Annotated in this window: 5 protein-coding genes; all 5 read right to left on the minus strand. The window is 34.7% G+C overall.

Going from position 1 to position 11,913, the window contains the following annotated elements; genetic code table 11:
- Nucleotides 1-108: 108 nt before the first annotated feature.
- A complete protein-coding gene (locus C8P67_RS09675; protein ID WP_115812742.1) occupies nucleotides 109-1,800 on the minus strand; it encodes a PNGase F N-terminal domain-containing protein in 1,692 nt (563 codons plus the stop codon).
- Nucleotides 1,801-1,943: 143 nt separating this feature from the next.
- On the minus strand, nucleotides 1,944-3,509 hold the full coding sequence (locus C8P67_RS09680; protein WP_115812744.1) for a SusD/RagB family nutrient-binding outer membrane lipoprotein: 1,566 nt from the start codon (nucleotides 3,507-3,509) through the stop codon (nucleotides 1,944-1,946).
- Between the two features lie 36 nt (nucleotides 3,510-3,545).
- The gene (locus C8P67_RS09685) at nucleotides 3,546-6,884 is read right to left on the minus strand and encodes a SusC/RagA family TonB-linked outer membrane protein (protein ID WP_115812746.1); all 3,339 of its coding nucleotides are present in this window, start codon (nucleotides 6,882-6,884) and stop codon (nucleotides 3,546-3,548) included.
- A 341-nt stretch (nucleotides 6,885-7,225) separates the two neighbouring features.
- A complete protein-coding gene (locus C8P67_RS09690) occupies nucleotides 7,226-9,889 on the minus strand; it encodes a glycoside hydrolase family 3 N-terminal domain-containing protein (protein WP_115812748.1) in 2,664 nt (887 codons plus the stop codon).
- Between the two features lie 14 nt (nucleotides 9,890-9,903).
- A partial coding sequence (locus C8P67_RS09695) for a GH92 family glycosyl hydrolase (RefSeq protein ID WP_245980415.1) occupies nucleotides 9,904-11,913 on the minus strand: 2,010 nt, incomplete at its 5' end.

The following is an 11,913-nucleotide window of genomic DNA, read 5'->3' on the forward strand; positions in this document are numbered from 1 at the left end:
ATTTATTGTAAATTTAAAGATTTTTAATGTTTTTATTCTACCTCTCATTTACAGTAATTAAATTGCTGAATCAATAAAAATAACAACAAAAGCATTTTTTTAAAACAATTAATTTTTCAATTGACCAACCAGAACTCCTGAAACATTCCAATGGTTTGTACTGGGACCTTCATTTGGACCTTGTTCTATAACTACCTCTATCACATGACTGCCCTTTAGCAGCTTTTTCAACGGAATAATATAGGGAAAGGTTAATGTTCCCGGACACCAATTAGAACGACTTAAATCACTAGAAGATAAACCATCAGAGAAATTCCCTGAAGCCGGATTAGATAATCGATACGCTGCACAATCAGTTCGCCAGGGAATGATTTTAAAAATCTCTTGACCATCAATAAACAATTTATTCATCCTAGGTACAAACTCATCTCCGTTTTCCCAGCCTCCATGACCTGTTGTCGTGTATAAAAGCTGTAAATTTTGTATCTCTTCCTTAATTTCAAAATTTACTTTCAAAGTATCATTAGCAAAAAGGCCTCCATAATTTTGACCTGACATTTCCATAGTATTAACTGTTGAAAATAAAGGCACTATGTACTTTTTCTTATTTAGTCTGTCTTCGTTATCGTTCATCAATGGATAAACATCAAGTTCCAGACTTATTGTGTGGCCTCCTGCATCATAATTGCCAATAAAAACACCAATCCAGATTTCATCTTCATCAGTAGGAATAAGAGAAGTGACATCTTCTTTATAAACAACTTCTTTTGCCCAGTTATAATTATTTATTTTTCGTTTATCATTAAAATAATTAACTCCAAATGGCGTAAAAAACCTAAGTATTTCGATTGCCGGTGTATAGTCATCTTCTTTTTTAATTCCCTGATATTTATTTTTTTTATTATCTGCATAAATTGGTAATCGTTCCAATCCATGTAAATAAGCATCTAATAATGTAGTCGTGTTTTCTTCTTTTTTTACTGGAATAATGAATACTGAACCAGTCCTGTCATACGCATCACCATTAGATTTACTAATTAGTTTTGCAAAAATGGCACTGCTGTTTTTTAATTCGTGAGTAATTTTTATTTTTTTCAGAACTACACTGCCGTTGGAAAAATGATAAACCTTATCTGCAATAAGGTCTTTTTCTTTTGGTATTATTGACTTAGGATCGAAGTTTATATTTTCATTCTCAAAAATATGCAATTTTGTATATCTGGAATTAATGAGTATCTCTTCAAATTCTGACTTATCAACTACTACTGTCTTATCATCATAATTAATAAATGGCTTATAATTTTTAACTTTAGTTATAGAATTCGCTGTCAAAGTCTGATTTCCATTATAAACCATTTCCAGTACAAGTGCATTTTTATTTGGCAGATAATTACTGTTTGGAGTTCCTTTTACTGCAGCCTTTTCAGTATACCAAACATCAATTCTATTTGAAAAATAAGAAAAAGAAACATGTTTACATTCATAACCCAATATCATACGGGCATCATTTTCTTTTTTAGGAATTGGCAAGCTGTCAAATGGAATTATTTTTTTGAAAACAGTATTTCCATCTTTAATAGTACTAACATTATAATTGTTTTTTAAATCGATGTATTGCTGTATTTTATCAGTTGGTTTTGATAAAAAAACCATTTGATTATATACATAAATTTCGGTATTCCCGTCTGTTTTTTTTCCATTTTCAAATTTATCATATTTAATTTTATACGCCTCAGATTTGGTTTGAGCAGCAAGCACTATAGAAAATAGCAGCAATATGGCATTGAAAAATTTTATCATGTATTTACAAATTATTTATTTTTTGGTAAAAACTAAAATTGGAATTTTTTTTTAAAAACAGAGGTAAGAATAACATCTTACCTCTGTTTAAATTAGTACTTTAACTGCACTTTTTAATTATTGGAATTTTATTGCAGCTATCATTACTTTATATCCCAGAATATTTTGGTGCTTAAATTATCATTTGCTTTTACAGCATTATAATTAACCGTATTATTAACACTCTCTGAAGTTGGATATGTCCAGCGTGTTGGCGGTGTTTTTCTCACACTGCTTGTTTCATCTTCACGGAATTCTAATGCAGGAAGTTTCAATCTTCTTTGTTCAGCCCAGGATTCATCAGCCTGCATTACATTGTAATGAATGTACTTTTGGAAAGCAATCAGCTTCAATTGATCGGCAGGTGTCGTAGCAGCAGCAAAGTTTATAGCAGCTATATAAGCATCTATTTCAGCTGTTGTAGGCTCTGTAGTTGGTTTCCAAGTAGTATCATCAGCTTTATCACCTAATCTTACATAATATTCAACTGATTGTCTGATAGCTTTCTCAAAATACGTTTTTGCTGAACCAGCATTACCTGTTCTTGAATAGTACTCCGCAAGAATCAAGTTTACCTCGGCAGCATTGATCAATGTTCCTGGTAACCAATCGTTTCTACTGATAACTGAACGATTGTAAGTCGAAATTTTAGCATCAGTTATTAATTGATTCTGATCCGAAGAAGTCAACAATGGATCAAGACCTGTATAAACACCAGGAGTAGCAAGTGCTGCCTCAAACAGCCAAGGTTTACGAGGATCATTATTAGCATTCATGTGATCAATCATTGCTTTTGGAGCAATATCGTTTCCTCCCTCCATAGCATCATGAAATCCAGAAGTATCTAAATCAGTCTCTTGTGTATAAACTCTGAAAGCAATATTTTCAGTATTCTCATCTACAATTTTCCCTTCAGTAATGATTGCAGCCATTTCAGTATTTGCTCTTGCTGCAAAAGCAGGAACTGCAGAAACTCTGTTCAGCATTTTTAAACGCAAAGAATTGCAGTAGTTTTTCCAGCTAACCAAGTCTCCTTTATTAATCAAATCCTGATTTTTGAATTCTAATGCCACACCAACGGACAAAGTAATCGAATTCAATTCAGCAGAAAAAGCTTTCAATTGATCCAACATAAGGGTATATAGTTCCGTTTGGTTATCATACTTTGCCAATGCTTCAGTATAATTACCGCCAGTTAAACTAATTTTACCTGCTTGAGAAAAAGGAATATCTCCATAGTTATCAATCATTTTTTGAGTATGATCGTACAAATAAATTGTTGAAGTAATGGCATAGATTCTATTTTCAGTCTGTGTATTTGCGGGCAAAGAAGCCATTACTTTTTCTAACTCTCTATATTGGGCAATAAATTTATAAAATCTATTCCATCGATAAACCGTTGCGGCTCCCGGAATATAGCGACCAGATGAGTTTATAAATCCGTGCCCCTGAGTGTAGGTAAGAGAAGTAGATTGTAGAACAGTAAAGTAATTCCAATAGGAAGGAATTACATCCTCAAAGTTAATTTTCATGAAACCGGCAAACTGCTTAGGGACAGTAGTCGTTTCAACCGTAGACGGATTTTTGTACGCATCGGCGAAATCGTCTTTGGAACAAGAGCTTAAAAAAACAGCAGCAGTTGTCAGCGATATATATAATAATTTTCTCATGTTATATTTTTTTTTAAAAAATTATGAATTATCAAATTAAAAAGATGCTCTCAACATACATCCAACACTTCTGGTAGCAGGATTCGTTCCTGCATTGTTTATATTTTGAGACCATTGAGAACCCGCAGTAGTTGCCTCAGGATCCATATCCTTAATTGATCTGTAGATAAAGAACAAATTACGTCCATAAGCAGAAAAACTAAATTTAGAAGCACCAATTTTATTAGCCCAAGCAACTGGTAAATTATATGTTAAAGATATTTCTCTCATTTTTATATAATTATTTTCCTTAATATACAATTCATAACGTGAACTGCTGTATTGAGGTCCTCCCCAATTGTAAGTCGTATTATAGTAACCAGCCTGAGATATAATATTAGTATTGGCAGAACCATCTGCAGTCACGCCATTCATCAGCATACCGTCACGGTATAATGTTTGACCACCTGGTCCATTTACAGCACTATTAGGAACTTGAACCCCCTTGCCATTAGCATCCATATAATAGGTAAGACCACCACGCTCATTAGTACTGTAGTTCAAACTTTCCTCTGTTAATCCTCTTGCTGTCATCCAATTAACCCCTGTTGGCATCAAGGAGCCTCCATAAGAATAATCAATATTAACATCTAAAGTAAAATTTTTATAAGCGAATGAGTTCAACAGACCTCCTACACCTTTTACCATAGCTGAACCATATTTTTCCCATTTATCTCCGTCAATCATATAAAATCCATCAGAGTCAACCATTTTATTGCCATTAGCATCTGTCTTAACAGGATGTGCATAAATACCTCCCATTGGGTCACCTACTACTGATTTTAATTGAGCAGCAGATCCATCATAGTCAGCATGTACTAACTCAGTTGCACCGTTAGCCAATTTCACAATTTTGTTTGTATTTTTAGACCAGTTCAAAGTAGCGTCCCAAGAAAAAGATGTCGTTTTTATTGGAGTTCCAGTCAAAGCAATTTCAACCCCTTGGTTTCTCAAATTTCCAACATTCGCTACGATTCTCTTTGCCCCCGTTGTAGGTGCCAAATCCAGTCTTAAAATTTGATCATAAACTTCTGCATTATAATATGAAAGATCTAATCCCAATCTTCTGTCAAAAAATTTGATTTCAAAACCAAGCTCATATTCGTTTTTCATCTCCGGTTTTATGCCTTCATTACCATACGGATCATCATTAGAATTTGTAATCAATATTGGAGATGCTGTCCCCTGAGTACCCAATGTAGTTTGAGTGAAAGCTACATTAGACTCATACCTACTTGGGTAGTTACCTACAATACCCCAGGAAGCCCGAAGTTTTGCATAACTGATTACTTCTGGTAATTTAACTGCTTCAGACAATACAAAAGATGAATTTACAGAAGGATAGGTAAATGCATTATTATCAGGATGCATAGTAGAAGTACGATCCCTTCTTATTGTGCCTTCAAGGAACAAGTAGTTTTTGTAGCTGCCGTTCAAAGTTCCAAATACAGCGTCTTTTACCTCTGTATATTTTAAATCAGAACTTTTTACAGCGTTCACTGAAGAATTCATATCGTACCAGCCTTCAACGCTCAAACCACCATCAGTAAATCTTGATAAAGTAAAACCGGTTTGTTTTGATGCGGTATAGCCCGCTGAAGCACCAATTTCGAAAGCTTCATTAATTTTTTTGTTGTAAGTCAGCATTACATCTCCATAAAAAATATTATAGTCATTAGCATCCATTTGATAAGAACCAGGACCAACTCCATAAACCAAAGGTTTATCAACTGGGTTTTTAGTTTCTATATTTACTGAAGTTAAATCAGTAGAAGCACGACCGCGTAATTTCAAATCTTTATAAATAGTATAGGTTTCAGTAACACTGGCAATCAAACGATTTGTAATTTCGTCTTGCTGAATTGCATTTGTATTCCAAAAATAATCGCCAACATCTGTCTTAAAGCCATTACGGATAATGTTTTCACTTGGAGTCAAACTTTGATTTGTACCGGTAACATATTTGTATCCTAAACTGGTCTGGTATTTAGCTTTGTACCAATCACCATTATCAAACGGGCTTATCATTCCGCTAAAGTTATTTATCAATCGATCTGTAGCAACAGCACGGTTATGAACATTTTGATTCATATAACTCACAATCACATCCGTTTTCAAATTTTCACCAGTTTTGAAAGATGTATTCAGGTTAAGTGTATTTTTTTTATTCATGTTACCCATACTCAAACCTTGTGATTCATTGTGTGTGTACGAAAAACGGATATTACTATTATCTGTATTGTTAGAAAGTGCAATGTTTGTTACTCCATCCCATGAATTCTGGAACATGTTTTTGTATCCGTCTTTTTGAGCCGAATAAGGACGAACAACTCCATCCCATGACATAATAGGCTGACCATCAAACCACTGACCAAAATTAGATTGACTTGCGTTCGAGACACCTCTCGTTTCATTGATGCCATCACCATCAGTATCATAATGAGCAAAACCGTCTGGAAGGACAAATCCAGACGATGCATAATTATTATTTGAATACCCTGGACCTCTTTCATATTGAAATCTTGGCAAGTATGCAATTTGGTTAGTTGCATAACTGGTGCTAAAGTCCACACCAAATCCTTTTTTTCCTTTACCTGATTTTGATGTAATCAATACAACCCCGTTTACGGCTTCAGAACCGTATAATGCAGCAGCCGAAGCTCCTTTAAGAATGGAGATATTCTCAATATCTTCAGGATTAATATCTGCCAGACCATTGCTTCTAATACGCTGATCAGTCCAATAATCATTATTCGTAGCCGCTCCATCGCGAATTGGTACACCATCTAAAATAATAAGTGGCTGGTTTTTACCTGTAATGGAGTTAATCCCACGAATCTGGATATTGATATTTCCAGCGCCTCCTGGAGTAGAAGTGATACGAACCCCTGGAGCTTTCCCATACATAGCGTTAGCAATAGTAGGTGAACCTGTCTTAACAATTGCATCAGACTTAATCACACTGGTAGCATATCCTAAAGACTTTTTTGCTTTAGATTGCCCAAGTGCAGTTACAACAACTTCATTAAGATTTTGAGAGGATGATACCAATGTTATATTAAGGGCAGCAGAACCTTTAAGCGTAACTTCCTTTGTCACATATCCTACATAAGAAACTACTAATACCGCAGACAAACTTGGCACCTTAAGACTATAGGCTCCGTCAAAATCTGCTGTAGCACCAGTTGGAGATCCTTTAACAACAATAGTGGCTCCTGGCAAAGGCATACCAGCCGCATCTGTAATTTTACCTGTAACTGTATCGTTTTGTGATTTAGCATGTTGAAAACTAAATAAACAGAACACAAGCAGTAGTTTTAATACTTTTTGAATCATAATTAGGTTTTTTGTGTTAATATTTTCTTCAAATAAATTAACCAGAGGTTAATAGTTTGTTAAATTTAAAACTATATTCTGTCATCGTAATATAATTTCGACCAATGACTTATTTGAAAAGGTGTTAGTCTATTTTTTCCATTTTTTTAAAACAAAAAAGCTTTATTTAACAACTTATTACTAATGAAAAACCCAACATGCTAATTATTCAATAACGATTTGGCGTATCTCTTAAATAAAAAACATCAACCTTAAAATAAAGGTTAATGTTTTTGTTGTTTGCTTAAAAATGCTGATAACGTTTTGATCTACCTTTGCATATTTAATTGGAATTTAAAAAATTATTCATTTACAACCTTAAAATTTACTTTTAACAAATCTGTAGAATTTCCGCCAATCATAACTTCGAAGTCACCTGGCTCTACCACTCTCTTCATTTCTCTGTTCCAGATAGATAATTCATCAGCCGTCAATGTAAACTCAACCTTTTTTGTTTCGCTTTTTTCGACGAATAACCTTTTAAAACCTTTTAATGTTTTTCTTGGAGTCGTTACACTGCTGTAAACATCATTGATGTATAACTGCACTACTTCATCTCCATCATAACTCCCGATATTTTTAACATTTACACTAACTTTTAATTCTCCATCAGCTTTAATTTCTTTGGCATTGATGACAAGATTTGAATATTCGAATTTTGTATAACTCAAACCATATCCGAATGTGTAAAGCGGATTTTCACTTTCTGAAACATATCTGTGAATAGCAGATGGCTTTTGGTTATAATATATAGGCAGCTGTCCAACAGATTTTGGAACAGAAATAGGAAGTCTTCCTGCAGGATTGTAATCTCCAAATAAAACATCAGCTACTGCTTTTCCTCCAAATTCCCCCGGAAACCATCCTTCAACAATGGCAGGGATATTCTCGCTAATCCAGTTTGTAGAAAGCGGACGGCCGTTTAACAACACACAAACTACAGGGGTTCCTGTTTTTTGAATTGCCTCGATCAATTCCTGCTGCATTCCGTGTAAGTCTAACGAAGCTACATCACGATTTTCTTCTACTAATTCATTTGATTCTCCTAAAACAACAATCGCTACATCTGCTTTTTTAGCAATGTCGATTGCCGGCTGAAAGTTTACTTTTTCCAAATTCCAGCGTAAGTGTGCTCTGGCTCCCCAGCCTCCTTCCCACATTTCAATACGGACTTTATATTTTTTTCCCGCTTCAATATTTTTTGGAGTTGTAACGATACTTGTAGCTCCTTTTGTCCAGTTGTCAATAACCAATTGATCGTCAATCCACATTCTGATTCCATCATCAGAACTTAGACCTAACCATCCATCAAATGATTTATCTGATTTAATATAACCTGTCCAGCGAATGGAGAAATCGTCATCTGTAATACCTGTTCCTGGAGACCATGGCCAATCAAACTCTAATTGATTGTCAATACGAGTTAATGCAGGAGTTCCTTCAACATTTCTGTTATTAAAATATTCTCCTTTTAATCCGTTCTGAGATTCATCCGGAGTAAATAAATATTTTGATGGAATAATTTGTCCTTTTACAATTAAAGGAACTCCTTCTTCATAAAGAACATTTGCCGTTTTTCCCACAAGTTGCTGCACACCTTCTAAAACTGTAGTTCCAACTTTATTTTTAACTGCATATCCTCCAAGTCGTGAAGCATTTGCATTGGGTCCGATAACTGCAACTGTTTTAATATCTTTCTTTAAAGGTAAAATGTTGTTGTCATTTTTCAATAAAATCATCGATTTATGTGCGGCTTCTAAAGCAGCATCCTGATTCTCTTTGGTATGAAAACGCTCTTTAATTAAGTTTTTATCTATGTACGGATTTTCAAATAATCCTAATAAGAATTTCAATCTTAAAACTCCTCCGGCAGCACGATCTATCTGCTCCATTGTGAGTTTCTTTTCGTTTACCAATTCAATAAGGCTGGTCTGCCAAAACTCATTTGTAAAATCATAAAACTGCATATCAACTCCAGCTGTAACTGCTTCTCGAATACTTTCTTTTGGAGAAGCAGTTACATGATGTGTTGTCTGCAAATATTTAACAGCTCCTAAATCCGAAACTACGATTCCCTTAAAACCCCACTCTTTTCTCAAAACATCAGTCAGCAGCCAATGATTAGCTGCACAAGGAATTCCGTCTAATTCAGAATACGCACACATAGTTCCTAGTGCACCGCCTTTTCTAAATGCTTTTTCAAATGAAGGAAGATGATCTTCTCTAGCCGAACGCTCTCCCACTAAAATTGGAGAAGAATTTCCTCCCGCCTGCGGAATACCGTGAACAGCAAAGTGTTTAGGCTCAGCAATTATAGAACGATCTGAAGTTAAATCATCGCCCTGCATTCCTTTGATCATCGCTAAACCAATTTCGCTGTTTAAATACGCATCTTCACCAAAAGTCTCCGCAACTCTTCCCCAGCGCGGTTCACGGCCTAAATCTAAATTTGGACCTAACCCAAAATGAACTCCATGCGCTCTTGCTTCCATCGCAATTACTTTTCCAACTTTATCCATTACATTAACGTCCCAAGTTGCTCCTAAACCAATATTCATAGGAAAAGCCGTACTTCCGTCATCTAAATAACCATGAAGCATCTCGCACATAATAAGTGCTGGAATTCCCCAGCGGTTTCCTTTAATCACTTCATTTTGAAGATCGTTGATCATTATTGCAGAACGCGGATAAACGTCATGAATAGCTCCAATTCCTAATTTTCCAATTTTAGCTGTTGATTTTGACTTCGAAAAATTTTCTTCATATTTAAAAAATTCTCCTTTGTACATATCCATCTGACGTACCTTTTCTTCCAGGCTCATTCGGCTTAATAAGTCTTGCACTCTTTCTTCAACAGGTAATTTTGGATCCTGATAAGGGTATTTTTTTTGTGCTTCGGCCTGGTTAAAAAAACCTACAGCCATTACAAAAATAATGGCTGTTTTTTTCATTCTTAGTTGTAACATAGTTGTGTTATTTTTTAATTTTGAATCACTTTCAGCGTTGTTCCATTCACAAAATCATCATGCGTGATAAAAAAACTATTGACCGTTTTTCCGTCGAGCTGAATTTGTTTGATTCTGCCATCATTATTGATCTCCCGTTCAATTACTATACTTTCTTTTTTATAATATTTTGAATCTAATTTGATCCTTATTTTATCAAACATTGGCGTTGTAATTGTATAAATTGGATCTCCCGGAGATATTGGGTAAATTCCCATCATAGAATAAACCAGCCAAGCTGACATTGTTCCTGTATCATCATTTCCAGGCAGTCCTTTTGGTTTGTTTTGAAAATATTCTCTAACCAATTTTTCAACCATCTTCTGGCTTCTCCATTCTTCTCTTTTGATGTAATTAAACAAATAAGGATAAGCAATATCAGGCTCATTTGCCATATCAAATTGTTTGATATCAAATACTTTTTGCAGCTGGTTGACAAAAGCTTTTTCACCGCCCATTAACTTTATAAGCCCTTTGATATCATGCGGCACCATAAAAGCATACTGCCATGCATTGCCTTCGATAAAACCAATATTTTCTTCAAAATTTGCCCCGGATACAGGATTAAATGGCTCGTACCATTTTCCCTCAGCTGTTCTTGGGCGAAGTAATTTTAAATTTTTATCGAATAATTTTCGGTAGGATAATGAACGGTTTCTAAAACGTTCCTGATCTTCTTTTTTTCCTAACGCTTTCGCTAAAAGTGAAATCGAATAATCTGATGCATTGTATTCCTGTGTTGTAGAAACAGGTCCGCGGTCATTAGTTGTTATAAAACCTTTTTCGATATAATCTTTAAGTCCCGGACGTAAAGGATTATTTTCGATTTGATCTGCTCCTTTCAACATCGCTTTATATGCTTTTTGAACATCAAAATCACGGATTCCTTTTAAATAAGTATCAGCAATAACAATACTTGCAGGATCGCCAACCATTGTAAATGTTTCGGTAGAATTTAACTCCCATTTTGGCATCCAGCCGTTTTCATCGTACATTTCAAGCATACTTTTAACCATATTTGATTGTTGCTGCGGATATACCAATGACATTAGCGGATGTAAATTTCTATAGGTATCCCACAGCGAAAAAACGGTGTAACGCGTTCCGTCAGTTTTACCAATTTTACTACTTTTAATTTCTGGAAATTCTCCATTGAAATCATTTAATGTATTTGGATGAATTAAAGTGTGATACAAAGCCGTGTAAAAAATCGTTTTGTCCTCTTTTGAATCGCCTTCAACTAAAATTTTAGAAAGTTCTTCGTTCCATTCGTTATATGTTTCTTTGTAAACAGCTTCAAAAGATTTGTTTCCTGTTTCTTTTTCTAAATTCTCACGTGCATTTGCGATACTTACATACGAAATACCAACTTTAACTTCAACGGTTTCTTCTTTATCAAATTTATAAGAGAAATACGTTCCTATGCTGTCGCCAACAACCGTTTTGATTGTATTTTCCATCATTCGGGTTTTACCGTTATACGTCATCCATTGCGCTTCAACACCTTCATATTTTGATGGTTTTTTCCAAACTCCTAATTTATTGGCAGGTTTAGAAAATTTTGCAACAAAATATACTGGATAAGCATCTTCGGGACTATTATAACAAAACGAACCAACAGAACGCATTCCTTCAATTTCTGTTGATGATACCACTTTTACCATAGCACCTTCTTCATTTGTCAAACCTAAACCTAGATTTAATAAAATATTAGATTCACCTTTCGGGAAAGTAAATTTACTTACACCAACTCTTTTCGATGCTGTAAATTCTGCTTTAATATTATATTTATCAATGTTTACGCTATAATAAGCTGTTTTGGCTACTTCGTTTGAATAAACAGAACCATATTTTAAATGATTAGTTTCTACAACTCCGGTAGTTGGCATCACTAAACCACTCTGCACTGAAAGTGCAGAGGTTTGTTTTACGAGGGACTGAAAGTCCCTCATTTTTTCATTCGAGAATGAAATTTGAATTATCAT

Source organism: Flavobacterium aquicola (assembly GCF_003385115.1).
GTDB lineage: Bacteria > Bacteroidota > Bacteroidia > Flavobacteriales > Flavobacteriaceae > Flavobacterium > Flavobacterium aquicola.